A 25,639-nucleotide genomic window follows, 5' to 3' on the forward strand; every position below is an offset into this window, starting at 1 on the left:
GAGCCCTATAGCTGACAAAGATCAAATCATCCGAATCTGGAGCGATCACTCTGTAGTTCTAGCCGCTGCATCGAAATGGCCGTGCGCCGAGGTGCGCCATGTGGATAAAGCGCTTCCGGGATGAGGTGGGTAAGGGTGAAAATTCAACGTCTGCTATTGATTGCCCCGACCGAAATGGTCCGCACCCCGGCTTTCGATCGAGCGCGAGCGCTGGCCTGTGCAACCGGTGCGATGCTGCACATCGTCGCTTTCGATCATGTCCAGGCACTGGCGGTGGCCGGCCTGTTTGACCACGACGCAATGGCCCAGGCACGGGAAGGTTACTTGCAGGTGCATCGTCACTGGCTGGAACAGCAAGCCCGGTTTCAACGATACGAGGGGTTGCAGGTGACCACCGAAGTGGTCTGGGCCAGACCGAGCCTGGCGCATCTGCTTGAGTACGTGAATGACTTCCATGCGGACCTGGTGATCAAGGACACACACCGCGTGCCGGCACTCGATCGCGTCTTTCACCGACCTCTGGACTGGCAGTTGCTGCGCGACTGTCCAGCCCCTTTGCACTTGGTCACCGATGCCGCAAATCCAAACCCGTTGAGCATACTCGCCACCGTCGACCTGTCCCATCTGGAGGCGCTGACCCAAGGGCTTAATGACCAGATTCTGGACGTGGCCTCGACGCTGGCTGAGTCCTGCGGCGCCACCTTGCACCTGCTAAATGTCGACGGCTGGTCGGAGTTGGGGGAATCTGAGGTGAACGTGCCGACAGCGACACTGGATGGCAGTTTGAGAGACGCGGTCATCGATGCTCAGCTGGAGGCCTTTGAGGCGCTTGCCGAACGCTACGGAATCGAGAAACAACAGCAACATTTACTGCCTGGCATCCCCCCTGAGGTGATCGCACATTTTGCACAACGACATGCCTTCGACATGGTGGTACTGGGGACAACTTACCATCGCGGGATCGATAGATTCATCGGCAGTACGGCCGAAAGTGTGCTGAGCCGGTCGCCCTCCAGTCTGACGGTCGTCAAGCCATTACCCCGGGTCGACTGACAGGTTCTGCCGGGCTCCCTCGCGACCACAAAAAAGCCCCCGGCCGGTTTCCCGGCAAGGGGCTTTCTGTCGCGCGAAGGGCGATTCAGCTTGATTTGATTTGCACCTTTTTGTCCGCATTCATGGCTTCGGGCTTCTTCGGTAGCGAAATACTTAGCACGCCTTTGCTGAAGTTGGCTTCGATCTTGTCGGCATCCACGCCTTTGGGCAGGCTGAATGCCCGCTGGAAGGAGCCATAGTGTCGCTCTGACAAGTGATAACCCTTTCTTTTTCTTCCTTGTCCTCTTTCTTTTCACCCTTGATGATCAGATTGCCGTTGGACAATTTGATGTCGATATTGTCCTGATCCATGCCCGGCAGTTCAGCAGTGATTTCGAAGCTTTCATCCTTCTCGGTAATGTCCACCGCCGGCAGGCTACGGCCGATAAATTCCCGACTCCAGAGCGGTTCGATATCGAACAGCCCACGTCGGAAAGGCATCAGCCCTGAACCACGATTGAAGTCTTCGAACAGGTGATCGACCTGCTGGCGCAGTTTATCCAAGGGCCGCCAAGGGTCCGTCACCATCGGTTGCTGATTGGTTTTCTCGTCGTCGGTGTGTACCGGCATTTTCTTCTCGACATTGGCCATTTTTCATTCCTCCTATCGAGTACTGCAGTGGGCCGGGAACAGCTTGGAGGCCGGTCCACCACGACAGATTCAGGCCTTACCTTAAAAGGTTAGTATTCCTGCGGCTCTAAAACCGACCAACAGTCGGTTTCTGACTGCTAGCCGTCTACTTCGAGAACTTGCGTGCGCCGACCACGCAAAGGATCACCGCAACGGTTACACCCAACATGCCAAGGCTGACGTGCTCATGCAGCAATGTAGCCGCCAGCGCCAGGCCAAAAAACGGCTGTAGCAACTGAAGCTGACCGACGGCGGCAATCCCGCCCTGGACCAGCCCGCGGTACCAGAACACGAAGCCGAGAAACATGCTGAACAGCGAGACGTAAGCCAGGCTGAACCATGCAGTCGGCGTTATTCCCGAGAGCGAAGGCGGGGCCAGGAACCAAGTCAGCGGAATCATGACCGGCAGCGATAGAACCAGTGCCCAGGAAATCACCTGCCAGCCGCCCAGTGTTCTTGAAAGCTTCGCACCTTCTGCATAGCCCAGCCCGCAGGCGAGGATGGCCAGTAACATCAGGATGTCCCCCGCCGGAGAAGCGGTCAGGCCTTGAGAGACGGCAAACCCCACCACCAGCAGGCTTCCCAATACCGAGAAAAACCAGAAAACCGGCCGGGGACGCTCGCCACCGCGCCACACCCCGAAGGCTGCCGTGGCGAGTGGCAACAGGCCAACGAAGACGATGGAATGCGCAGACGTCACATATTGCAGCGCCAGCGCCGTCAGCAACGGAAACCCGAATACAACGCCGAGCGCCACGATTGCCAGGGAGAGAAGCTGACGCTTGGCCGGTCGCTTTTCATTGAAAAGCAGCAGCATGCACAACGCCAAAATGGCCGCGATGCTGGCCCGGGCAACCGTCAAAAAGACCGGGTCAAATTCCAGGACAGCCACCCGTGTTGCGGGCAGCGAGCCGCTGAAGATAAGCACACCGATGAACCCGTTGAGCCAGCCGCTCGCGGCTTTTTCCGTGGTGTGGTGTTGCAGGTTCGATGTGCGTTCCATTGGCGACTCCCTTTATGCAGGTTGCATGGGAGGCATCGTATGGACGAAACTCAATACAATCAAAATATTGTCATGGATACACTTGCGCATGCCTCGTTCACGCTACAAATCACTGGTGGATGAATTTGCGGCGGGTATCCGTTCCGGACGATTGTTGCCGGGCACGCGTTTGCCGACGCACCGTCAGTTGGCGGCAACCGAAGGGCTGGCTCTGGTGACGGCAACCAGGGTCTATGCGGAGTTGGAAGCCATGGGGCTGGTCAGCGGGGAAGCGGGGCGGGGGACATTCGTCAGGGAAACCTCGTGGTCACCCAACCAGGCTATCGACCAGCATGCCGTTGCCGCTGGCATGACGGACCTGAACTTCAACTATCCAGCGCTTCCCGGGCAGGCAGAACTGCTGCGAAATGCCCTGCGCCAGCTCGCATCGGCCGGCGATCTGGAATCGCTGCTGCGCTATCAGCCACACGCAGGACGCCCGCATGAACGCGCCTCTGTGGCGCGTCATCTGCGCGTCCGGGGTTTGACGGTCGAGGCGGAGCAGGTGCTGATCGTCAACGGTGCCCAGCAAGGGCTGGCCGTGACCCTGATGGCGCTGTTGCAACCCGGTGACGTGATTGCGGCGGATGCGTTGACCTATTCAGGATTCAAGGCCCTGGCCGACTCACTGCACCTTGAAATCGTGCCCATTCCGGTGGACGATCACGGGCCTGATCTGGAGGCGCTGGAAAACCTGTGCCGGCATAGGCGCGTGCGGGCCGTGTACACAATGCCGACCCTGCACAATCCGCTGGGATGGGTGATGAATGCCGATCAACGCGAGTACCTGGTGACGATTGCGCGTCGGCACGGACTATTGATCATTGAGGACGCCGCTTACGCTTTCCTGGCAGAAAATCCCCCCGCACCGCTGGCGGCACTCGCCCCCGAGAGGACGTTCTACGTGTCAGGGCTCTCCAAGAGTGTGGCCACTGGATTGCGCGTCGGCTTCGTCGTCGCGCCCCTTGAACACGTGCCCGCGTTGGAGCGCACGATCAAAGCGACCACCTGGAACACCCCGGGTGTGATGACGGCAATTGCCACTGCATGGCTCGACGACGGCACCGTCCTGCAACTGGAAGCGGAAAAGCGCCAGGACGCACAGGCCCGGCAAGTCGTGGCCGGCGAGGTACTGGCGGGGCTGCGCTGCATTCGCCATCCATCGTCGTATTTTCTTTGGCTGCCATTGTCGGAAGACGCCAGGGCCGACCAGATTGCCATGGCGTTGATGCGCCAAAACGTGTCGGTTTCCACCGCTGAACCGTTTGCCACCTCGGCCAACGTCCCGCATGCATTTCGCCTGGCGCTGGGCTCGGTGGAGATGGGCGCATTGCGCGAGGCGCTGGAAAAAGTGAAGTGGATGATTGGGGCTTATTCGTAGTCAGCCTTACAGATCGTGTTTATCCCGACAGCTAGCGTAACCCGCGAATATTTGCTTAAGTCCAGCTATCGCAGCCATACGGGTGTGGTACTTAATCCCTGAAGGGCGCTTCAACCAGAGAATCCCATGACCCCTCGATTCACGCGTTTCGCCGCGTTGCTCGCCATCCTCACGCTCGGCACCTTGCCGTGCGCCCACGCCGTCGAGTACACCCAGGTCAACACCACCGCCAGCAAGATCTCTTTCACCTATAACCAGTTCGGCTCCCGGGCGTACGGCACCTTCGGCAAGTTCGACGCCACGCTCGATTTCGACACGGCGAACCCCACGGCGGCCCACGCCAGGCTGACCATCGACCTTGCCAGCATCGACGCCGGGGGCAGCGATGCCAACAGCGAACTGCAAAAGCCAGCCTGGTTCAACACGGCGGACTATCCGGTGGCGACCTTTGAATCGACCGGGGTGAAAGCACTGGGCGAGCACCGCTACTTGATCACCGGCAATCTCACGCTCAGGGGCATGACGCGCGAATTGCAGGTGAAGGTGCAGTTGAAGCCGGAAAAAGCCATCGGCATCTTCGATGGCGACATCGTTGTTAAACGCAGGGACTTCAAGATCGGAGAAGGGGAGTGGGGTGACACGGTTGTCTCCAACGACATCAACATCCGCTTCCGCATCGTCGCGCCCGAGCGGTGATTTTCCTGTGAGGGGCTCGATCTGTGACAATAGCGGGCTTAACCCGGAGTCAGAAACCCAATGCCCCAGCTCACCCACTTTGCCACCCCGTGCCCGGAGCCCATCAACAGCCAGATTCTGCAGATGGTCGTCGACAATTTAACCGACATCAGCATGGTGGGCATCGCGCCGAGCAACCCGTTGTACAACGTCTATCAATACACGGTGGGCTACGAGGTTCATCTCTACCTAGAAGCGCTCAGCGGCGCCAAAGGCATTGCTGTCGAACTGATCGTTGCAACGGATGACGAAGACCCCGAGACGGTCACCGGTTTTCTGCTGTACCTGCCGGTCAAGGACGATCCCGAAGCGTGCGGCGTGGCGTATATGGCGGTGCAGGCCAGCCATCGGCGGCGGGGCGTCGCCCGGGCGATGCTGCAACACATGCTCGGCCGCTATCCGCATGCAGAACTCACCTGCACCGTCGCCAAGGTGCCCTGGTTCGAATCGATGGGCTTTCAGGTACTGGGCGTGCGTGGCACGCAAGTGCTGATGAACACCCGTGATCACGGTACCGAAGGCTTGATGGGCTTACTGGATGTCACATCGATCTACAGTTCTCTGGAGGTGCGGCAGATACATACGTATCTGCTGCAGAAACACGGCAAGCGGGCGATGATCGATGCAGAGAAGCAGCGCGACCGGCATCTCGACCAGATGACGCGCAACGCCAAGGCGTTTGTGCTGGATCGTTTGAGCAAAGACGCCGATCGCGGGCCTCGTCTCGTCTAGACTGTTGAGTCCTTTCGGGCGCGCAGGCTGGCCGAGGCGTGATATTCTGTCGCATTAACTTGGTTTGACTTATTCGGTTCGTACGTCTACAGACGTCCGACAGAATCAATGTCGCTCAAAGTAGCTGAGCCAATAATGATAAAAATCAGTACGCGAGGGACATATAACTGAGGTCGATGGAGTCACGTCGGCCTTGTGTGCCCACCTTCAAATCCTTGTAGATGCAGGAACCCACGGCGCGCTGCCTGCGTACCCGTACACCTGGGTTGCTCATGATTGAGGATTGGGGGCGGAAGACGTTTATCATAGGTGCTACAGATGTTTAAGAAACTGAACACGGCCCTGCTGGGGCTGGCTTTGTCGATGGGGATCACGTCCGCCTACGCGGAAGAGGCAAAGAAAGTCGATGTGCTGCTCATTGGCGGCGGCATCATGAGTGCAACGCTGGGTGTCTGGCTCAATGAGCTGGAACCTGACCTGTCGATGGAAATGGTCGAGCGCCTCGACGGCGTCGCCCAGGAAAGCTCCAACGGCTGGAACAACGCAGGTACCGGTCACTCCGCCCTGGCCGAGTTGAACTACACCCCGGAAGACGATAAGGGCAATGTCCAGATCGCTAAAGCCGTTGAAATCAACGAAGCCTTCCAGATCTCCCGTCAGTTCTGGGCCTGGCAAGTTCAGCAAGGCGTGCTGAAGAACCCGCGTTCGTTCATCAACTCCACGCCGCACATGAGCTTTGTGTGGGGCGATGACAACATCAAGTTCCTGAAGAAGCGCTACGAAGCCCTGCAAGCGAGCCCACTGTTCGCCGGCATGCAGTACTCCGAAGACCCGGCTGTGATCAAGAAGTGGGTTCCGCTGATGATGGAAGGGCGTGACCCGAACCAGAAAGTCGCGGCCACCTGGAGCCCGATCGGCACCGACATGAACTTTGGCGAGATCACCCGCCAGTTCGTCGCGCACCTGCAAACCACGCCGAAGTTCGACTTGAAACTGTCTAGCGAAGTGCAAGACATCACCAAGAACGCAGACGGCAGCTGGCGCGTCAGCTACAAAAACCTGAAAGACGGCACCAAAACCGAAACCGACGCCAAGTTCGTGTTCATCGGCGCGGGCGGCGGTGCACTGCACCTGCTGCAGAAGTCCGGCATTCCTGAAGCCCAGGAATACGCAGGCTTCCCGGTTGGCGGCTCGTTCCTCGTGACCGAAAACCCGACCATCGCCGAACAACACCTGGCCAAGGCCTACGGCAAAGCCTCCGTTGGCGCACCGCCAATGTCGGTTCCGCACCTGGACACCCGCGTGCTGGACGGCAAGCGCGTCATCCTGTTTGGTCCATTCGCGACCTTCAGCACCAAGTTCCTGAAAGAAGGCTCGTACCTGGACCTGCTGACCACCACCACCACACACAACGTGTGGCCAATGACCAAGGTCGGCATCAAGGAATACCCGCTGGTCGAGTACCTTGCAGGCCAGCTGATGCTGTCTGACGAAGACCGCCTCAACGCCCTGAAAGAATACTTCCCGAACGCCAAAGCCGAAGACTGGCGCCTGTGGCAAGCCGGCCAACGCGTGCAAATCATCAAGCGTGATGAAGCTGCCGGTGGCGTGCTGAAACTGGGTACCGAGATCGTTGCTTCTGCTGACGGCACTATTGCTGGTCTGCTGGGTGCATCGCCGGGCGCATCGACTGCCGCACCGATCATGCTGACCGTGCTGCAGAAAGTGTTCAAGGACAAGGTTGCCTCGCCAGCCTGGCAGGAAAAGCTGCATCAGATCGTGCCGAGCTATGGCACTCAGCTGAACAGCAACCCTGCGAAGGTTGCGGAAGAGTGGGCTTATACCGCTAAGGTATTGCAGCTGACTCCGCCGCCGGTGATTGGTCAGGCGGTGGCTCCGGCTGCTGCTCCGGCCGCTCCGGCTAAGGCGCCGAAGGCTAATGCTGCGACTGATATGGCTCTGTAGCTAGAAGCGTAATCGGAAAGCCCACTGGATCGGTGACGGTCAGTGGGCTTTTTTGTGGGGATCGGTTTTTTGCAAGGGCACCTCGGCACGCCTGCGCTCGGTTTGGGTCACTGCATACTTGCGGCCGGTTGCTTATTCCAGGCCATTTACGCCTTCAGCTCGGCTTTGATCGATGCGATGTTGGTGTCAGTATCGGTGCGCTGCAGATTGCCTTGGGCAGGACTCATTGCTCAGCCAAGCTGGTTGCGCTTGCGCGCAACGCGCCATACCTGGCGCACCAATAAGAAGCCCGCTTGCGCGGGGCTCGATAATCACTTTTGCTGGAGGAACGTCAACAGATCTTGATTGAGCCGCTCTTTGTGTGTATCTGCCAAGCCGTGGGGTGCGCCAGGATAGACAATCAACTGCGATTTTTTTATCAGCTTGGCTGCGGCATGCGCCGAGGCAGCGATCGGTACGATCTGATCGTCATCGCCGTGCACGATCAGTGTGGGCACGTCAAATTTGGCCAGATCCGGGCGGAAATCAGTGGCTGAAAACGCGGCGATCGAGTCATAGGTGTTTTTGTGGCCCGCTTGCATGCCCTGGGCCCAGAACGAATCGATCAGCCCCTGCGAGGGTGTTGCCCCTTTGCGGTTGAAGCCAAAAAACGGGCCGGAGGCGATGTCGCGATACAGCTGCGAGCGGTTTTCCAGCGACGCTTTGCGAAGGCCGTCGAAGACTTCAATCGGCAGGCCGCCTGGGTAGTCATTGATTTTGAGCATCATCGGCGGGACGGCACTGATGAGCGCTGCTTTTTTCACGCGCCCGGTACCGTGCCGGCCAATGTAGCGGGCAACCTCACCGCCACCGGTTGAAAAACCGACCAGGGTTACGTCTTTCAGGTCGAGCGTTTCGATCACAGTGGCCAAATCGTCAGCGTAGTGATCCATATCATTGCCCTCCCACGGCTGGCTGGAGCGACCATGGCCGCGCCGGTCGTGAGCAATGACGCGGTAGCCCTTGTCCGCCAGGAACATCATCTGCGATTCCCAGCTGTCCGAATTCAGCGGCCAACCATGGCTGAACGTCACGACTTGTCCATCTTTCGGACCCCAGTCCTTGTAGTAAAGCTGTACGCCATCCTGGGTCGTTATGTAGCTGTTGCCACGGGTTTTTGGAGTCTCTGCGAGGCTGAAGTCTGCCGCCAAAGTTGCAAATGCCGCGCTGATTGCTAGAAGTGTGTTGGTGATTTTGCTCATTTAAGGTTCCTCGGTTGAGCAAGCGGAATGATCGCTTAAAAAAATATTGGAGAGAGTAAGCGTGCTGTGGAGCGCCGCTTAGATCACTGCCATCCGGCTATCCGATGGCGAGTCGACAGGGAGAATTCTTGCAGGGGAATGTATACCGGCTGTGTTCAGAACCGGCCGTTTCTAATATTTGTGAGTATGGAAAGGCGCTGGATACAGTCGCTTACAAAACCCTGCTCGTGCAGGCCCATCGGTAGGGATTGCACGGTCGAGAAGCACCTACGGATTGGACCCGAGGTTGAGAGTGACGCACAGACCCCCGCCTTCGCGGTTGCGCAGGCTCAGCGATCCGCCGATGGCCACGGCCAGTTGCAGAGCGATGGCCAGGCCTAGGCCGGTGCCGCCGGTGTTGCGGTTACGTGAGCTTTCCACGCGATAGAACGGCTTCGTCACTTCAGCCAAAACGTCCTCTGAGATGCCCGGGCCGCGGTCGAGCACGCTGATCGAAACGCCCGCGCTGGCATTGCCGGCGATTTCCACTTCAGCGTTGCCAGCGTATTTGAGTGCGTTATCAACCAGATTCACCATGATGCGCCGCAGGGCATGGGGGCGTGTCTCGATGACCGCGCCGTTCTTGCCGCGCAGGCTGACTTCATGGCCAGTGTCCTGATAGTCGAACACGAGGCTATCGAGAAAGGAGTCCAGGTTGATGCGGCAACTGGCTTCAGCTGCGCCATGAACGCTGCGGGCATAGGCGACGCCTTCGCGGACCAGGTGCTCGATTTCGTAGAGGTCGCTGCCCAGCTTGTCTTTCTCCACGGAGTCGACCATGAACTCAGCGCGCAGCTTCATGCGGGTGATGGGCGTCTGCAAGTCATGGGAAATCGCCGCCAGCAGTTGCATGCGCTCCTTCAAGTATCCGGCGATCCGTGCTTGCATGGTATTGAAGGCCCGGGCCGCATAGGCCACTTCACGGGGGCCGTTTTCATCCAGATGCACGGGGTGTGCATTGGGGTCGAGATTCTCGACCGCTTCGGCCAGGCGGCTGAGCGGGCGGGTCGCAATCCGAACGGCGAGCCAGGTGCAGGCGATCATCAGCATGAGCTGACCGAACAGCACAAAGGGAAGCCAGGGCGACAGCGGCCTGACCGAGGGGCGTACATCGATGGTGACCGGACTGCCATCGGCGAGGTGCAGCTGGGCCTGGAAATGTTCGCGTGGGCCAGGGATCTGGACGAAGGTCAGGTCATAGTCGCGACCCAGAGAGGCTTCGAGCGATTGCGCGGCTATCGCGGCGAGATCGTTCGAGGCGAGCGGAATGCCGGCGTCATGTTCGCGCAGCAGATAATCGTAGTTGCGACGCTGCAGGCGTTTGGTCCACTCCTGGCGCTCAGGGGCGGGCAAGCGGTCGAGGATGGCGATGGAGGTCGCCGTGTCATGCTCGAAATTGCCCAGCATGGCCGTCTTCGTACTCTGGTAACGCTCGTAATACTGCGCTCCGAACGTCAGTGCCTGAGCGAGTAGCAGACCGGCCAGAAAAATCAGCCACAACCGCGATGCCAGCGTATGCGGCCAATGCAACGCGAACTTCATACCTGCTCCTCAAGCATTTCTACCGCGAAGGTGAAGACATAACCTTCACTGCGCACCGTTTTTATATAGGCTTGCTCACGGGCATCATCCAGCAAGCGCTGGCGAAGGCGGCTGACCAGCAGGTCGATGGAGCGATCGAACAAATCCGCTTCTCGACCCTGGGTCAGGTTGAGCAAATGGTCGCGGCTGAGCACACGCTGCGGGTGATCGAGGAACACGCGAAGCAGCCGGTATTCCGCGCCGCTCAGGGCGACGAGGGTGTCGTCGTCATCGAGCAGATGACGGGCCGTGGTATCCAGACGCCAACGGCCGAACCTGAGCAGGCGACCGCTCTCGGTGACGAGCAGATTGGGCGGCAGCATGCGGGTGCGCCGAAGCACCGCATTGATGCGCGCGAGCAGTTCGCGGGCGGCGAATGGTTTAGCCAGATAGTCATCGGCACCCATTTCCAGACCAATGATGCGATCGGTCTCATCGGTGCGTGCAGTGAGCATCAGCACGGGCGTGGCCTTGTGTTTGCCGACCCGCAGTTCCCGGCACAGCTGCAGGCCATCGTCGCCCGGCATCATGATGTCGAGCACGATCAAGTCGACTTGATTGGTTTCGAGAAAGGCCCGCATCTGGCGCCCGTCCGCGGCGACTGTGGTGCGCAGGCCGTTCTTCTGCAGGTAGTTGCCGACCAGCTCCCTGATCTCGCGATCGTCATCCACGATCAGTACGTGATCGATGTGTCCCATTCCTTTTGCTCCGAAGTGTGCGCGTCGATTGCGCAGAGTGGCGATGCCCCGGCGCCTGTCCGTAGGGCTTCGTAAGTCTGTCCGGGCGTAAGGCATTAGCCAGACGCACGCAATAACGGCGGCGATTGTATCGGCTATCTGTCTACAGTTCGCTTCTGGACTGAAGAAACTCCGCTATCAGCGATGCAATCTGCTGTTGAATCACCCCACGCGAGCGAGCATTGTCGCCATCCCGGCAAATGATGCCATCGCCTGGTACGTCTTCTTCAAGCATTAGCTCCGCGCCAGGTTTGCACACCGACAAGAAGCTGAAATGGCTGGCGTCGCTAATTTCGACGTAACGGCTTGACGCCGCAGGCAGGCGTTTGGCCAGGTTGGCAGACTCCAACTCGGCGGGAAGCTCGCGCGACGGTGCGCCGGCAGCGATCACCAGCGCTGGTACCGGCAGCGCGGCCAGGCTTTCATCGGTCAGGCCTCGTGAAAGGCCCAAGTCCAATGTAACCACCGCAGTGACGCGTTTATCGCGCAAATCGGCGGCCAATGCGGCCTTTGATTCTGAGGTGCTGGCGGGGTTTATCTTTTCATAGATGGTGCAACTTGATAACTGCGGGTGGGCTTTGCAGTCATGGGCGAAGCGGTCTGGATCGAAACGAGCACCGGCGATCTCCAGGGCAGTCCAGCCGCCGAGTGAATGGCCCACCACTGCAATTCGGCCATTGGCGACCAAGCCGAATTTTTCAGGTTGAGTCGTGACCGCATCAATGGCTCGACGCACATCAACGGGCCGCAGCCACAACTGCGCCGCTGCTTGAGGGCTACGGTCATGGGTCGTGGTGCCAGGGTGATTGATTGCAGCGACGATATAACCCCTATGGGCCAGAGCACTGGCAAGCCAGATCTGGTTGCTCCAGTTGCCTCTATACCCGTGGGAGAGCACCAACAATGGGTGCTTGCCAGCAGCTGGCGGCGCGTTACGAATAGCAGAAGCACCGACAAACACCGCATCATCGCCGATCAAATGCGTGGCTGTGGCAGTTGCACCGGGGTACCAAACGACCATCTCCAGTGAGCGGTCATTGTGCGAGTCTGGCAGAGTGGAAGATTGGAAGCCGACGGGGTTCTCGTCAGCGAATGCGAGAGTCGTCAGCCAGGTCAACAATAGGGCGCCGAAAGCAATTTTCAATGTCGTTTCTTCCTTGATTGAACGTAAGCGTCCGCGGAACACACCTTGCATAGTTAAACGGTCGCCCATTTATGCGGCAGTAACTCTGTAATAGCTTAGCCAAGATGCCTTCGGCGGGCGCTTACGGCAAAACGGCCAATGCGTGCGTTTGGCTCCAACACGCAGGCACGCAAGTCCTCATGTGGAGATGGAGTTGAATCTAGTCCTTGCAGAATTAATGCTAGGCCGCCAAGAGCGCCTGCCGGAGCGTCGCGACAAGCGGCTTGGGGTCGTCCTTGCGCCAGATGGCATAGACCCTGACCCGTGAAGGAAACCAGGGCAGCTCGCGAAATATGACGCTATCTGCAAGAAAATCCCGAAGACTCGCCTGGACAAAGGTAATGCCCAAACCTGAGGCCACCAGCCGCAAGGCTGCCAGCAGGTCATCCGCCTCTACCTTGATGTCAGGCAAGAAACCGCAAGCGGAGCAGTTCTCAAGAAAACGCTGGCGGGCCGCAGGATTTTTTGACCGGGCCAAGGCAACCCAACGCTCCCCGTTCAAGTCTTGAGGAGCAATGCTCGCTTGCGTGGCCATAGCATGTCTTTTTCCCAGAACAAGCAGTAGCGCTTCGCTTGAAACCTCCATGGACTCTAGGTCTGCGCTCTCAGGAACTGAATAAACCAGCCCGAAATCGAGCGCTCTACCGAGCAGGGCCTCGGATTGTTCTGAGGAGCCCATGGGACGGAGTTCGAAGGTAGCAGCCTGATGGCCTGATTGCAGACCCGCAAGGGCACGCGGTAATACATTGGAGTGCATGGCCGCTTCGACATAACCCACGGCAATATGGCCTGTCTCACCAAGAGCGATACTGCGCGCCGCTGCTTCGACTTCAGATGCATGGGCGACCAGGCTGCGCGCCTCCTGAAGGAAAAGACGTCCTTCGTCAGTCAGGCGCATGCGCTGACGTGCGCGTTCGAATAACCTCAGGCCGAGCTGCGCTTCAAGCTGAATGATTTGCCGACTCAAAGGCGACTGCGAGATATGTAGACGGCTGGCGGCTTGACCGACATTTTCAGTTTCAGCGACAGCGATAAACGCAACAAGCAATCGAAGATCTAAGGTCATGTGAATCGGGTCTCAAGTCATGTAGAACGCGTCTTGGACCAGAATAGTATTTTTTGCAATTATCCGTGAACTGTTTAAACGACGAACGCCTTGAAGGGGATATATATATGCAGTTCATCACGCTTTCGCGTCGAGTCTCGGAGCGTTTTTCCGATGCGGATTTTGCGCCTCATCTCGAAGCCGAAGCTCAGCGTGCCAGGGCTCTCTATCTGGAGGGATTTATCCGTAACATCTGGCACCGTGGTGACATGGGTGGCGCCTGCCTACTGGTTGAAGCTGAAAACGAGACTGCCGTTCGGGAAAAGCTGGCAACGCTGCCACTGGTAAATTCCGGGATGCTGGAAGTTACTTCTGTTGTACCGTTGAAACCTTATGGTGGATTTGGCCCAAGAATTCAGTAACCGCTCTTCGTCCGATAATATTTAGTACAGAGCCCAAGGAGGCACTCGATGCAATTCGTCAAACTAGGGTATGCGTCCGGGCCTCCCGTCTTGCGTCACTAAACCGGTTGCCACCTATGCGGCAGCAGCTGCGCAATATCACTTGCCCGTTGCGTCGGTAGGCGCCCGTTGAGCCGCGCCGACAGGATCAAACTCATGATCCGGTCTGCGCGGCTGAATGGTCATGATGCGTATGCGTATCTGAAGGACGTGCTGACGCGGCTGCCGACGCAGCGGGCGCGTGAAATAGATCAGTTGCCGCCGCATCAGTGGAGTGAATCACGCTCAAACTGGACTGGTGATTGCAGCGTCTCGAATAGGGCTGCGCCAAGCGATGGGTGACAGCAGGAATACAATGATAAGGAACGCCACTTGGGACAGGTAGAACGGCTCCAGCCACTGCTGCTTCAATGCGACGTAAAAAGTGTTATGAGCTACGTCGACCAAGATGATCGCTGCCGTAAGCACAATTCCGGCTCTTGGCTTGAGGAACAGGAGCAGAGCTGCGAGCGGGTCAAAAAATGTAAGCCCCCCCCAGAAAATACGGCTCACCAAATAAGCGCTAGGCCCGTATCCGTAGTCCCAGAGCAAACCATGTAAAGCATCTGCACGGATGTGATTAGCGGTGGCGACAAAAAGGCAACACGCAAACAAAACTCTGACGGCGAATGACAACCTTGGCATAGCTTTATCTACAGTCGTGATCTAAGCCCAGCATCATAGCGGGATCGACCAACGATACCAGCTGTTGCTAGTTGAGAAGGTGTGATGGCCTACCGCTTACTTTCACTTTGACCTGGTGTGCCAATGACTGCTTTTAGCCGATAGTCAAAAACGGCCAAGTGCGGACTGACACACGGATTCCGTCCATTTGCGCGAACCAATGGGCACTCCGTAACAACCGCTGAACCTAACGACTTTCGTAGAGAGGTTGCCGATGCAGGATGATCTTCATGGTTTGTCCTCCACGTTGAGGGAGGACAAGGGTGGATCAGTCACGGTGCGTGGTGGTCGCTAACCGACCCTAAGCAGCCCGTCGGATACATCCTAGTGAACGCCTATTTTTATGTGGGTTAGCCTAGAGCCCCATAAGCCCGTTCTAGTTTAACCCACATTCTTTTGTAACTGGTTCGACAATATAGGTATCAGGAGCTATCCCTGTTTTATTATCGATCACCTTTAAAGAACAACCGGAGTCTGGGGCTGAGTGGCTAATCTGATAGGTTGTTCCGGCTTGGGGGATGAAACTACCAATGCTCAAACAGCTCCTACTAAATACTGGTTCATCAGTTGTCTTGCGGTTTACTATTCCCGAGCTGAAGGCGTGTAAATAGATGCGCCTATTTGGCTTGACAAAAAATTGATTAACTTCCGGTTTCGACGCTGAAATTGCACCCAGCACGCCAGTTTCTTCTGTGTCGAGGCAATGGCTATCATAAAATGCGTAGTAGGCTTGGACGCCTCCATTCATAAGATTGTTATTACCCCACTTTGCGTCCAGTGTCGCATGCGCCGCTGCTGGCGCTGGTTGCTGGTAATGACCAACGCAGCCGCTCAATAAAACTAGACACCCGATCTGAATGGGCTTAATCAAATTGGCACCTAAATCAAGAAAATTAGAAAAAATAGATAGTTGAATCTGTTATCGACCGGCACGGAGCAGACTTAATGGCCAAGGCAATATTTACCGACAGTGATCGATTGCAGCCCTCCACGAAGGGCGGCTAGCCGTCATCCACACCCGAGTATTAGGGATCATGCGTCCACCTCATTCATAAGTTGGCGCCAGACATCCCTTGCCTTCTGCTCCGAGGTAAAGACTTGTATTTTTGGATGCCGGAACTGCCCCTCAATTACGACGCATTCCAGGGTGGAGTCCTGAAACGTAAAGACATAATGGATGGCATCTTTAAGAAACCGCTGTTTATCGTGTCGCGGATGAATGGCGTTTCTTCGCTCAAGCTCCGCTAGCCACGGCGAATTATCTATTCGATGAACTTGGTAATACTTGAGGCCAAGTCCAATAAGCGGATGACCGCCCAAAGCCTCGTCGTTTGGTAAGCCGAACTGAATTTTTACTATTAGGGGGAAATGGATTACAGCTATTTCTTCCCCGGCGGTGCAATACCGTAAACATAGTTGCGTGTCCGTGGCGAACACGACGGGTTCGGGCGACGAACTTGGCTGTGGCCAGGAGTTGAGCAGTACTACGGTCGCGAATGACATAGGGAAGCCTAGTGAAGAAATAGGGGGCAAAACAGAGTGCGAGAGCGACGCGTTGTCGTCAAACGTTTCTGATCGCGACGGACTGCTTTTGGCCGATTTCTGCCTGTCGCGAAGGGCAGAAGTCGACCCACAGCGGCCGGTCACCTTTGATCCATTCAGCCCATTCAGATTTTATACTTAATTAATTTGATGGCTAATGGCCGCTCGCGATAAGATTATTCGATTCGAAAACTCAAGAAACTGAAAATATACGTTGGCTGATTTTCAGCGTCGCTATTGCCATTTCGTTAATGGTTGCGGGGTGCGGCGCAGTAGCTCCTAAAGTGGAGGGTGGCAAAGCAGGCACGTCCGGTGACGCCGTTGCGGATGCCGGTACTAATCCCCTGACTCACACAGCAAAACGCTCCGAAACTGAACAGTACCGAGCACGATCAGTCGTGTAACAAATGGAGCTTTCTGATGGCTGCACGCCGCTTTACCATCGCCTTGCTGGCACTGACCTTGGCCGGATGCGCTACAAACAATGAACTCAGACCCATCTCCCCGATGCCCGAAGTCGAATACGCACAACTGATGCTGGCGCAATCAGAAGCAGGTACCGGGTCTATTTCAGGGAAGCTTTTCTTCACGGACCGCAGAGGCCAAATACGCTATGGCAACAACAGCAATATGCTGCTGTGGCCGGCAACGCCCTACACAGAAAAGCGGCAACAGGCCGAACGGGATGGTATTCGATTGCCGGATCGATTTGACCCCAGAATTGATCTGCTCACCCGTCGCACACACAGCAACAGCTCAGGCGAATTCCAATTTGACGCAATACCGGCAGGCGCCTACTTCATCTGGAGCGTGGTCGACATGAATTCGCTGACAAGACGAATCGTTGTCGAAGAAGGCCAGCAGACCACCGTGTTTCTTACCAACGATTGACCAAGGCATACCCTGCCGGATCGCAATTTCACCACAAGGAAATAAAGGATGAACAAGTGGATATTGGCGCTCGCCGCGATTCTATCGCTGGGCGGCTGCGTCACCGCTTCTAACATGATTGATCGAGCTGATGAACATAAGCCCATCGATCCCCAAAAAGCCATTGTTGTCGGTTTTGTTTCCGAGGGGTTTCTCACTCAGCCCCACGGACTGAATGTACTGCTCAAATACCACGATCCGGCCCCCCAAGCGAAAGCGACGCGCATCGCACTTACTACGCTGGACCAGAACAACGAAATTCGTGGCACCACGCATATCATGGGCAACACCTTCGTTTACGAAGTACCTGCGGGCACCTATGAAGTCACCCACTGGTACTACCGTTTTTATGACGGGTTCAGTGCCGATCAGAAAAAACCGCTGGTCTTCAGCGTCAAGCCTGGGGACGCCGTCTATATTGGCAACTTCCACGCAAACTCGCTGACGATGTGTCTTTCCAATCGTGACGACTTTGCAAAGGCCGTTATCGATATCAAAAAGGCTCACCCATTCCTGGCCAACGTGGCGATAACGAACCTGTCCCATGACCTGCAATTTCCAGGCTGGCCCAATACAAAGGCCACGGATGTGTTTGGAAAAGGGCTGTGCAGGGTGCAATAACACCGGACGATGTGGCTTTGTCCGCCGCCAACGGACCGCAACTGCAGCCGATGAATGGTACAAAACGCTGGAAACAGGCGGTGAATTGCCCCTGGTTTCGTGAAAGCCTCCGGATGACCGCTTCTGGCCCAGAGTGTGTAAAAACGCCTCCGCAAACCCTTGCTATGATTTCTGAGGATTTCATCGCAGGGATCGCCCATGAAGCGCTTTATCCAAGGTGAACATCGAGGCCAAGGCACCTTACTTCCCGAGAGCCTCGACGACTACGTCAGCGATACCAATCCGGTCCGCGTAGTCGACGTCTTCGTCGACGAACTCGACCTGGTCACTCTGGGTTTTGAAGGTGTCATTCCAGCCGATACTGGCCGGCCTGCTTACCACCCCGCGATCTTGCTGAAGATCTACATCTACGGCTATCTCAACCGCACCCAGTCGAGCCGACGTTTGGAGCGAGAAGCCCAACGCAACATCGAACTGATGTGGTTGACCGGGCGTTTGATGCCGGACTTCAAGACGATCGCCAACTTCCGAAAAGACAACAGCAAAGCCATCCGAGGCGTCTGTCGCCAGTTCGTTGTGTTGTGCCAGCAGTTGGGACTGTTCGGAGAACATCTGGTCGCCATCGATGGCAGCAAATTCAAAGCGGTCAACAACCGCGACCGCAATTTCACCAGCGCCAAACTGAAGCGGCGAATGGAAGAAATTGAATCGAGTATCAATCGTTACCTGACGGCACTCGATGCTGCCGATCGGCAAGAACCAACAGCTTCCGAGCCCAGTGCCGTGCGGCTGGAAGAGAAAATCGCCAAGCTTAAAACTCAAATGAAAGAGCTTCAGGCGATCGAAATCCAGCTCAATGAATCGCCGGATAAACAGGTCTCACTGACCGATCCAGACAGCCGCTCCATGATGACGCGCGGCACGGGAATCGTTGGCTACAACGTGCAGACAGCGGTCGATACGCAGCACCATTTGATCGTTGCGCATGAGGTGACCAACGTCGGTTCCGACCGCGATCAACTCAGCTCAATGGCCAAGCAGGCCCGCGAGGCGATGGCGTCAGATACTGTCGGTAGTGGCTGACCGAGGTTATTTCAAAAGCGAACAAATCTTCGCTTGTCACGACGCCGGCATCACCGCCTATGTGCCCAAACCGATGACCTCTGGAGCCAAGGCTGACGGGCGTTTCAATAACGATGCCTTCATCTATGATGCGGCAAAAAACGAATACATTTGCCCGGCTGGAGAGGCGTTGATCTGGCACTATTCCTACGTTGAAAAAGGCCTGAAGGTGCATCGTTACTGGAGTTCGAAATGCCGGGGCTGCGCGTTGAAATCGCAGTGCACCCCGAGCACGGAACGACGAATTCGACGCTGGGAACATGAAGCTGTACTAGAGGAAATGCAGGCCCGGCTGAGCAATGCACCGGAGATGATGCGAGTCCGAAAACGGACTGTTGAGCATCCCTTCGGGACGCTCAAACAATGGATGGGTGCGACGCACTTCCTGACGCGGAAGCTGGCCGGGGTGGGTGCGGAGATGAGTTTAAATGTGCTCGCCTACAACATGAAACGGGTCATGAAAATCATCGGTGCTAACGGTTTGATGAAGGCGTTGTCGGCCTAAAAAAGGCTGATTTTGGCCCATCCCAGAGGCTGTAAAAACAGCATTGACGTGTTCCAAGTCGCGACTGATGCGACACGCAGCATTTGCCTTGCGATCGTTCAGCCACGAACGTCGATGATCCAAGACGATGAGGCCATGAGCGTTTTTACACACTCTGGGCCGATAGCTGCCTGTCACGACGACCGTCAGAAAGCGACCCAATGCAGCTCTTGATGTCTGTTTGTTGTCGCCATATGTTATTGGCATTCATGGAGGATTCTGACTGATGGCACGTGTGGGCTTGATACTGACACCCGGTTTTGCGGACTGGGAATACGCTTTCATTGCAGGGACCGCGTCCCCGTTTTACGGGATCGACGTCAGGTTTTTCGCCTCTGTTACGGGGCAGTTTCGCTCGCAGGGGGGACTGGCTGTAACAGTGGATAGCAACTTGCAACAATGCCTGGACTGGAAGCCGGACGTTGTCGTCGTTATCGGTGGAATGATCTGGGAGCATGCAGATGCACCGGACATTCGGGACTTTCTTCATGCGAGTCGTTCAAGTGGAGCGACAATTGCCGGTATCTGTGGGGGAACGCTGGCACTTGCGAGGGCCGGGCTTCTCGACACGGTTCCTCATACCTCGAACAGCGCTGACTTCTTACAACAGAATGTCGTAGGTTATGAAGGGCACGCGCTTTATCGAAGCAGTCCAGTAGCTGTGATTGCAGACCGCATCATAACTGCTCCAGGCCCTGCGCCCGTTAGCTTCACCTGCGCAGTGTTCGAAGCTGCCGGACTATCTTCAGAGATCATTTCTCAGTTCAGGTCAATGTTGGCAGCGGAACACGGGTGAATCGGGTGTTGGATCAGGTAGATCCGCAGGAGTAGGTGAGGGGGGTTGTTTCAGCGTGATGTGTAGTAAGACGCTCTGTCCCATTTAGATAGGGCGGGGGTTTTTTTCAGATCAAAAGATCGCAGCCTTCGGCAGCTCCTACAGTAGGGAATCCTTTTTTTGGCCCCCTTTTTTGCAGCTGCGAAACCCTCGCTTCCGCCAACGTAATAGCCATTGAGTTGGCGTTCAGTCTCACCGGCCCGCAATGTAACATGGCGCTAACCATCCAGCAGATGATTTCCTTGGCAGAGTTGTCGGTGAATCGGGTGTTGGATCAGGTAGATCCGCAGGAATAGGTGAGGGAGTTGTTTCAACGCGTCACGCAGTAAAAAGGCCCACTGGACCAGTCACAGTCAGTGGGCTTTATTTGATTGGGTTTGATATCGTCAAGTCATTGAACTTATCCAGATTTTCCTTTGGTTTACGTGTAATGAACCGAGCTCACGCAGGAAAAAAATAGTGGCATATTGGAAGTTCGTAGTGATCTGCTGATTGGTTTCTTGGCGGAGTGCGGCACGACAAGTTGGAGATGGTTGATTAACTTCATAAGACGCGCGCAGGAAAAGCCGCAAGCCTTGATTACGATATAACTGTTTCGCGATGATGCTGAGCTGTGCCTGACTCGCTCTAGTAACAGATCAATACAAAATCAGATTTTGTATTGATCGTTTTAAATGCTAGCGTTTTTATTTGGGTGGAGGTGGCTGTGAGATTGATAGGATGCAATTTTACATGTATGGCACTATGCTTGGTTTCCTTTGGTAGCAATGCTGAAAATTATTATTGGACTTCGTTCTATAATGCCGTGTATGGCAGGCCGGTGAAATCTTCGAATTTTCCAAAGTTTTCTGATGCGTACACTGCTTGCGAAGCCGCCGCGCGGCACCAAATGGCTAATACGGATAATACATATGTCGAAAACAGTATAGTTTTGCAGGAGCTAAATGCGACTTCTGACGGCACTCCTCGTACGTATTCATGCAATTCCGCTACTTACTATAATAGTGCTGGCCAGATGCTTGTGCTTCCTTCCGGGTTACTACAAACAAACCGACAAGGCACAAGTTGTGACGCAGGTAAATCGTTAAATGCTTATTTTGGTGAGTGCGAGCAGTCGAATTCATTGATTGTCAGGAAGCAGTTAGGTGAGCCTGATAACGAAATCAACTGTAACGGTCCGGCTGGGTCGGTGGGGAATCCAATAAATATTTCTAATGGGAATAAGTTTCAATTTGAGACTGATTATGTTGGGAGGTCAATGGTTTTTCAAAGATATTATAATGGCTTGTCTGGCTTGTGGTTAAATACATACAGCTCAACGCTAAATATTACTAACACTCAGATTTTACTTACGTTGTCAGACGGTCGCCAGGCCATATTCCATAGGGTGGCAGATACGGCTTCTCCTGAGTTAACTGAGTTGGGTCGCATTGTAAGGGTTGAGAATGGGTGGCAATACACTAATCATACCAACGATAGATACACCTTCGATGATAACGGTCGTCTAATAAAGCTCTGGCCGTATTTAGGAGTGGAGCAGATAATAAGTTATGTGGGTTCGAATAAGTTGAAAGTGGTCACTTCTATAGGTGACTCCGTGGATGTGCAGCTTTCTAAGTTCCCCCCTTATCAGCCATTAAAGGTGACCTCTGGATTGACAGAGATTGTTTATGAATATGATTTTGCGCAAACGCTATTGTCCGTTAGGAAGAAATATGACGGGCATGAATCAATGCGCGCTTATCACTACGAAGATACACGAAATAAAAAATTATTGACTGGGATAACCGATGAGCGAGGTGTGCGCTTCGCAAGTTGGTCATATGACGAGAAGGGTAGAGCAATTTCAAGTGAGCACATCGGCGGGGTTGGGAAAACGCAATTAAAATACACCAGCAAATCATCAGTGGTGATTAATGAGTTTGGCAGGAGCGTCAAGTATAGCTATGAAATAATTGCTGGATTAAGGCGCGTTATTAGTGTCAAAGGGTTGAAGTCTGCAAACTGCCCGTCTAGCAACTCCAGCTACACATACAACAATCGTGGCCAGATACTTTCCAGGACTGATGCTTTAGGTCTAATCACCACTTATACCTATAACGATCGTGGTTTGGAAACTAGTCGCACCGAGGCCAGTGGCACCAGTCTGGCCCGCACCATTACGACCGAGTGGGATCAGACTCACTTTTTACCAACCCGAGTTATAGAGCCTACTCGAACTACGTTGTACAGCTACGACGACCGAGGACGAGAGTTAAGTCGGCAGACGACTTCCCATTGATAGCACTATCAGAAGGATCTGATCATGCACCTTTCCACGTTGCGCATCGGCATCATGTCGACGGCTTTCGCTTGTACCTTGCAGGTGCTGTCCGCGCATGCAACTACCATTAACTACACTTATACCGCCTTGGGGCAGGTGGCCAGCGTTGACGGACCTCGAACCGACGTCGCAGATATTACCCGCTATACCTACGATGCACAGGGCAACCTTTCCCGTGTCACCAATGCCCTTGGACAGGTGACGATGCTTGCCAACTTTGACAGTTTTGGCCGTCCGCAAAGCATCACAGATCCGAACGGGGTGGTGACCACTCTGACCTACACCCCTCAAGGCTGGCTGGCGTCTAGCAATGTGGCCGGCGCTACGACGCAATATGCCTACAATGCCGTTGGCGATGTCACCCTTGTCACAGCACCGGACGCCAGCTACTTGGCTTACGTTTACGACGATGCTCGACGACTGGTCGGTGTGACCAACAGTCTGGGTGAAACCCTGTCTTACACGTTGGATGCCATGGGCAATCGGACATATTCGTCCACCACATATGCCAATGGTGAACTTGCCCGTCAGCAACAGCGGACTTATGACGAATTAGGCCGTCTGTTGACTTCAGTCGGTGCCAACAGGCAAATAACCCGTTATGGCTATGACCTCAATGATCAGCTCACCCTGAGAACCGATGCCCGGAGACGGCGCTCGGTTTTGGCTTTTGACGCCTTGGGGCGTGTTGCACAAGTCACCAATGCACTGGGCGGTATCACTGCATTGAATTACGACGCGGACGATAATCTTCAGCAACTGATTGACGCTCGAGGTGTTACGACACAATACACTTATGACGGCCAAGGGAGGATGCTGGAGGCGCGCAGCCCTAACCAAGGCACGTCTAACTTTACCTACGACGAAGCCGGTAATGTCACACAAAAGACTGATGCCCGAGGGGTGATAACCGCCTATCGTTACGATGCACTAAATAGACTGATCGCCCAATCGTATCCGGCAACTCCGGCACTGAACGTCTCCTACACCTACGATCAGACCGTAAGCGGCAATAAGGGGGTGGGCCGCTTGACATCCCGGCACGACGCTGTGGGGACAGTGACCTTTCGTTACGATGATAGTGGCCGTCTAGTTTCGCAAGACCGTACATTGAACCAAGCAGGTCTGACTTCAATCGATGTCCTCGCATACTTTTACGATAAGTCCAGTCGGGTTATCCAGCAAGATTACCCCGATGAGCTTTCGGTGGTGTATAGCCGTAATGCTGATGGCCAGGTAGTTGCGGTCGACCTCACGTTTAGGGGGCAGTCATACAACGTCGCTAATGACATCGTTTACATGCCTTTTGGCCCGATCAAGCAGCTGACCTGGAGTAACGACTGGGGTCTAACCCGTACCTATGATCAGGATTACCAGCTATCGGCGCAAACTATGGGTAACTGGAAAACCCAGTACGTATATGATGCAGTCGGCAACGTCACTAGCAAGCAGAGCAACGTGCTTGGCTCCAGGCAGTATGAATATGACGCCCTGAATCGCCTGACGCGCGAGCGGAACGTTGATACACAAAAGGACTACGTCCTTGACGCAGTCGGCAACCGCATTAAACGAATTACCACCGATCTTGTGACCGGCACGGTAAGTGACACCCAACAAGCCATAGTCGCTGTGCAAAGTAATCGTCTGGATACGGTCAATAACTTGCCGCTGGTTTATGACTCGACCGGCAATATCTTGCAGCATGCCAATGGCCTGCGTTATGTCTACGATGACAACGGACGTATGAGCTCCGTCTATCAAGCAGACACTCAGAAAGTCGCAGACTACTACTACAACGACTTAGGCCAGCGAACTCTGAAACTGGCATATGACCCGCTCAGTGGCGTGTTAGAGAGTACAAGCAGTTATCTATATGGCCCGAACGGCGAGCTGTCAGGTCAATCAGACTATAACTCCACGGGACAGCGGCAGCGGGCACGCTACTGGATTTGGCTGGATGAATTACCTCTGGCACAAGTAGAAATAGGCTTCAGCCAAGGAGTGTCCAGCACTTGGGAAATGGTGTATCTGCACCCGGACCATCTGAACACACCACGTCTGGCTACCAATCAGAAGACCGTGGTCTGGAGTTGGAACAGCGACGCCTATGGTTTTGCGTCACCCAACGAAGACGTGGATGGTAATGGTAACGCGACACATATTCCCCTGCGACTGCCGGGGCAGTTATACGATGAGGATACACGGCTGTATTACAATTATTTTCGGGACTACGATGCTAACTTGGGCCGCTATGTGCAGACCGATCCGATCGGACTCAATGGTGGGGTTAATACGTATGTGTATGTGGCAGATAATCCCCTTAAATACTTTGATTTTTATGGGTTAAAGGTCTTGTTTGATGATCAAGCAAAAGATATTCAGAAAGTAAAAAATATGTATGACAGATTGAGGGCGGCCAAGCACGGTAAAAAAATATGCCAAACTTTGGAGCGGCGCCCTGAAACGTATACGATTACTACAACTGATGCAGGAGGTTCTGCGTTCTATGAAGGCTCGAGAAGAACTATCAGGATTGATCCTGGCTTTAGCCCATTGATTTATACAGAACAAGGGATAATGAGGGCCGATCCCGTAACAATCCTGGGACATGAAATTGGTCATGCAGCCACAAAGACCTGGGATGATGGTCTGGGAAGAATGAACAATATTAATAAAAATGAAAATCCAATCCGCGAACAACTGCATTTGCCAAGACGTACAAAATATGAACTTGCTCCAGAAGGTGGGTTGCTATGATTTTTAAGCCATTTATTTTTTTCTTCGGAATGTTGTGTTGTATTAGCGTTTTCGCGCAGGAGTGCGTGGAAGTGCGCTATATCCCTTTTGATCGGGAGCTATATGGTCCGGAAAGTGAAAAAACTATCGCGCATCGTGCTCATAAGCAAGGTTTTATATCGGTCGCCGGGATAAAGTCGTTGCTCACCAGTGAGCAGGTAGCAAAAATTGAATATGAGCCGAACAATACGAGGGTTGAAATATCCTATTTGGGGCGCCCGATTTTTATTGATCGGGATGGGGTTGTGCGGTACGGAGAAAAATATTATATGATCTCAATAAGTGAGTTTGAGGATATGATAGTTGCAAGTTGTAAAGAGTGAAAGTATTGAAATATTA

Annotated in this window: 21 protein-coding genes and 4 pseudogenes; 15 read left to right on the forward strand and 10 right to left on the reverse strand. The window is 54.8% G+C overall.

The window, feature by feature from the left end; translation table 11 throughout:
* The first annotated feature begins 135 nt into the window (after positions 1–135).
* A complete protein-coding gene (locus AB4O41_RS27560) occupies positions 136–1,053 on the forward strand; it encodes a universal stress protein (protein ID WP_460145455.1) in 918 nt (305 codons plus the stop codon).
* A gap of 85 nt (positions 1,054–1,138) precedes the next feature.
* Here AB4O41_RS27560 and AB4O41_RS27565 read toward each other — a convergent pair.
* Both AB4O41_RS27565 and AB4O41_RS27570 read right to left on the reverse strand, forming a co-directional pair.
* A pseudogene (locus tag AB4O41_RS27565) lies at positions 1,139–1,683 on the reverse strand (Hsp20/alpha crystallin family protein).
* Positions 1,684–1,828: 145 nt separating this feature from the next.
* Positions 1,829–2,725: a DMT family transporter gene (locus AB4O41_RS27570; protein WP_460145456.1), complete on the reverse strand. Its 897-nt coding sequence runs from the start codon at positions 2,723–2,725 to the stop codon at positions 1,829–1,831.
* Between the two features lie 88 nt (positions 2,726–2,813).
* Here AB4O41_RS27570 and AB4O41_RS27575 point away from each other — a divergent pair, with 88 nt between their 5' ends.
* From AB4O41_RS27575 to mqo, 4 genes are all read left to right on the forward strand, one after another.
* Positions 2,814–4,145, forward strand: a complete 1,332-nt coding sequence (locus AB4O41_RS27575; protein ID WP_460145457.1) for an aminotransferase-like domain-containing protein — start codon at positions 2,814–2,816, stop codon at positions 4,143–4,145.
* A 126-nt stretch (positions 4,146–4,271) separates the two neighbouring features.
* Positions 4,272–4,841 (forward strand): YceI family protein, encoded by a 570-nt coding sequence (locus tag AB4O41_RS27580; RefSeq protein WP_460145458.1) that lies wholly within the window; start codon positions 4,272–4,274, stop codon positions 4,839–4,841.
* A gap of 60 nt (positions 4,842–4,901) precedes the next feature.
* Positions 4,902–5,612, forward strand: coding sequence for a GNAT family N-acetyltransferase (locus AB4O41_RS27585; RefSeq protein WP_460145459.1), 711 nt, complete (start codon positions 4,902–4,904; stop codon positions 5,610–5,612).
* Between the two features lie 318 nt (positions 5,613–5,930).
* A complete protein-coding gene (mqo, locus tag AB4O41_RS27590; RefSeq protein ID WP_460145460.1) occupies positions 5,931–7,577 on the forward strand; it encodes a malate dehydrogenase (quinone) in 1,647 nt (548 codons plus the stop codon).
* Positions 7,578–7,888: 311 nt separating this feature from the next.
* Here the strand turns inward: mqo and AB4O41_RS27595 are convergent, their stop codons facing one another.
* The 5 genes from AB4O41_RS27595 to AB4O41_RS27615 all read right to left on the reverse strand — a co-directional run bounded on the left by AB4O41_RS27595 (position 7,889) and on the right by AB4O41_RS27615 (position 13,424).
* On the reverse strand, positions 7,889–8,818 hold the full coding sequence (locus AB4O41_RS27595) for an alpha/beta fold hydrolase (RefSeq protein WP_460145461.1): 930 nt from the start codon (positions 8,816–8,818) through the stop codon (positions 7,889–7,891).
* Between the two features lie 267 nt (positions 8,819–9,085).
* Complete coding sequence (locus tag AB4O41_RS27600) at positions 9,086–10,399, reverse strand: ATP-binding protein (RefSeq protein ID WP_460145462.1); 1,314 nt, start codon at positions 10,397–10,399, stop codon at positions 9,086–9,088.
* Positions 10,396–11,136, reverse strand: a complete 741-nt coding sequence (locus AB4O41_RS27605; protein ID WP_460145463.1) for a response regulator — start codon at positions 11,134–11,136, stop codon at positions 10,396–10,398. Before AB4O41_RS27605 ends, AB4O41_RS27600 begins: the two co-directional genes overlap by 4 nt.
* 142 nt (positions 11,137–11,278) lie before the next feature.
* The gene (locus tag AB4O41_RS27610; RefSeq protein ID WP_460148438.1) at positions 11,279–12,319 is read right to left on the reverse strand and encodes an alpha/beta hydrolase family protein; all 1,041 of its coding nucleotides are present in this window, start codon (positions 12,317–12,319) and stop codon (positions 11,279–11,281) included.
* A gap of 220 nt (positions 12,320–12,539) precedes the next feature.
* Complete coding sequence (locus AB4O41_RS27615) at positions 12,540–13,424, reverse strand: LysR family transcriptional regulator (protein ID WP_460145464.1); 885 nt, start codon at positions 13,422–13,424, stop codon at positions 12,540–12,542.
* Positions 13,425–13,531: 107 nt separating this feature from the next.
* Between AB4O41_RS27615 and AB4O41_RS27620 the strand changes: the two genes are divergently transcribed.
* Both AB4O41_RS27620 and AB4O41_RS27625 read left to right on the forward strand, forming a co-directional pair.
* The gene (locus AB4O41_RS27620) at positions 13,532–13,825 is read left to right on the forward strand and encodes a muconolactone Delta-isomerase family protein (protein ID WP_095055732.1); all 294 of its coding nucleotides are present in this window, start codon (positions 13,532–13,534) and stop codon (positions 13,823–13,825) included.
* 174 nt (positions 13,826–13,999) lie between these two features.
* Positions 14,000–14,206, forward strand: a pseudogene (locus tag AB4O41_RS27625) (transposase domain-containing protein); the annotation flags it as partial.
* Here the strand turns inward: AB4O41_RS27625 and AB4O41_RS27630 are convergent.
* From AB4O41_RS27630 to AB4O41_RS27640, 3 genes are all read right to left on the reverse strand, one after another.
* A complete protein-coding gene (locus tag AB4O41_RS27630) occupies positions 14,150–14,416 on the reverse strand; it encodes a hypothetical protein (protein WP_460148463.1) in 267 nt (88 codons plus the stop codon). The pseudogene AB4O41_RS27625 and the gene AB4O41_RS27630 sit on opposite strands and share 57 nt — an antisense overlap.
* A gap of 547 nt (positions 14,417–14,963) precedes the next feature.
* The gene (locus AB4O41_RS27635) at positions 14,964–15,458 is read right to left on the reverse strand and encodes a hypothetical protein (RefSeq protein ID WP_460145465.1); all 495 of its coding nucleotides are present in this window, start codon (positions 15,456–15,458) and stop codon (positions 14,964–14,966) included.
* Positions 15,459–15,619: 161 nt separating this feature from the next.
* Positions 15,620–16,024, reverse strand: a complete 405-nt coding sequence (locus tag AB4O41_RS27640; protein ID WP_460145466.1) for a hypothetical protein — start codon at positions 16,022–16,024, stop codon at positions 15,620–15,622.
* Between the two features lie 525 nt (positions 16,025–16,549).
* On the opposite strand from AB4O41_RS27640, the gene AB4O41_RS27645 reads away from it, so the two are divergent.
* The 8 genes and pseudogenes from AB4O41_RS27645 to AB4O41_RS27680 all read left to right on the forward strand — a co-directional run bounded on the left by AB4O41_RS27645 (position 16,550) and on the right by AB4O41_RS27680 (position 25,623).
* Complete coding sequence (locus AB4O41_RS27645) at positions 16,550–17,020, forward strand: hypothetical protein (RefSeq protein WP_460145467.1); 471 nt, start codon at positions 16,550–16,552, stop codon at positions 17,018–17,020.
* Positions 17,021–17,068: 48 nt separating this feature from the next.
* A complete protein-coding gene (locus AB4O41_RS27650) occupies positions 17,069–17,680 on the forward strand; it encodes a hypothetical protein (protein ID WP_460145468.1) in 612 nt (203 codons plus the stop codon).
* Between the two features lie 198 nt (positions 17,681–17,878).
* Positions 17,879–19,307: pseudogene (locus tag AB4O41_RS27655) on the forward strand (IS1182 family transposase).
* Positions 19,308–19,572: 265 nt separating this feature from the next.
* Positions 19,573–20,142 (forward strand): DJ-1/PfpI family protein, encoded by a 570-nt coding sequence (locus tag AB4O41_RS27660; protein WP_460145469.1) that lies wholly within the window; start codon positions 19,573–19,575, stop codon positions 20,140–20,142.
* 176 nt (positions 20,143–20,318) lie between these two features.
* Positions 20,319–20,477 (forward strand): annotated as a pseudogene (locus tag AB4O41_RS27665) (DUF6124 family protein); the annotation flags it as partial.
* A gap of 452 nt (positions 20,478–20,929) precedes the next feature.
* Positions 20,930–22,462 carry an RHS repeat domain-containing protein gene (locus AB4O41_RS27670; protein ID WP_460145470.1) on the forward strand — a complete coding sequence of 511 codons (1,533 nt, stop codon included), beginning with the start codon at positions 20,930–20,932 and terminating at the stop codon, positions 22,460–22,462.
* 24 nt (positions 22,463–22,486) lie between these two features.
* Positions 22,487–25,261 (forward strand): RHS repeat-associated core domain-containing protein, encoded by a 2,775-nt coding sequence (locus tag AB4O41_RS27675; protein ID WP_460145471.1) that lies wholly within the window; start codon positions 22,487–22,489, stop codon positions 25,259–25,261.
* Entirely contained in the window at positions 25,258–25,623 is a 366-nt protein-coding gene (locus AB4O41_RS27680) for a hypothetical protein (protein ID WP_460145472.1), read from the forward strand. The genes AB4O41_RS27675 and AB4O41_RS27680 overlap by 4 nt, the downstream gene beginning before the upstream one ends.
* Positions 25,624–25,639: the final 16 nt, after the last annotated feature.

Source organism: Pseudomonas sp. S2_A02, from assembly GCF_054668495.1.

What these genes read in the sequence shown, in the direction of transcription:
- AB4O41_RS27570 (WP_460145456.1), bottom strand. Translation starts at nt 2,725, where the DNA reads ATGGAACGCACATCGAACCTGCAACACCACACCACGGAAAAAGCCGCG.
- AB4O41_RS27575 (WP_460145457.1), top strand. Translation starts at nt 2,814, where the DNA reads ATGCCTCGTTCACGCTACAAATCACTGGTGGATGAATTTGCGGCGGGT.
- AB4O41_RS27580 (WP_460145458.1), top strand. Translation starts at nt 4,272, where the DNA reads ATGACCCCTCGATTCACGCGTTTCGCCGCGTTGCTCGCCATCCTCACG.
- AB4O41_RS27585 (WP_460145459.1), top strand. Translation starts at nt 4,902, where the DNA reads ATGCCCCAGCTCACCCACTTTGCCACCCCGTGCCCGGAGCCCATCAAC.
- mqo (WP_460145460.1), top strand. Translation starts at nt 5,931, where the DNA reads ATGTTTAAGAAACTGAACACGGCCCTGCTGGGGCTGGCTTTGTCGATG.
- AB4O41_RS27595 (WP_460145461.1), bottom strand. Translation starts at nt 8,818, where the DNA reads ATGAGCAAAATCACCAACACACTTCTAGCAATCAGCGCGGCATTTGCA.
- AB4O41_RS27600 (WP_460145462.1), bottom strand. Translation starts at nt 10,399, where the DNA reads ATGAAGTTCGCGTTGCATTGGCCGCATACGCTGGCATCGCGGTTGTGG.
- AB4O41_RS27605 (WP_460145463.1), bottom strand. Translation starts at nt 11,136, where the DNA reads ATGGGACACATCGATCACGTACTGATCGTGGATGACGATCGCGAGATC.
- AB4O41_RS27615 (WP_460145464.1), bottom strand. Translation starts at nt 13,424, where the DNA reads ATGACCTTAGATCTTCGATTGCTTGTTGCGTTTATCGCTGTCGCTGAA.
- AB4O41_RS27620 (WP_095055732.1), top strand. Translation starts at nt 13,532, where the DNA reads ATGCAGTTCATCACGCTTTCGCGTCGAGTCTCGGAGCGTTTTTCCGAT.
- AB4O41_RS27645 (WP_460145467.1), top strand. Translation starts at nt 16,550, where the DNA reads ATGGCTGCACGCCGCTTTACCATCGCCTTGCTGGCACTGACCTTGGCC.
- AB4O41_RS27650 (WP_460145468.1), top strand. Translation starts at nt 17,069, where the DNA reads ATGAACAAGTGGATATTGGCGCTCGCCGCGATTCTATCGCTGGGCGGC.
- AB4O41_RS27660 (WP_460145469.1), top strand. Translation starts at nt 19,573, where the DNA reads ATGGCACGTGTGGGCTTGATACTGACACCCGGTTTTGCGGACTGGGAA.
- AB4O41_RS27675 (WP_460145471.1), top strand. Translation starts at nt 22,487, where the DNA reads ATGCACCTTTCCACGTTGCGCATCGGCATCATGTCGACGGCTTTCGCT.
- AB4O41_RS27680 (WP_460145472.1), top strand. Translation starts at nt 25,258, where the DNA reads ATGATTTTTAAGCCATTTATTTTTTTCTTCGGAATGTTGTGTTGTATT.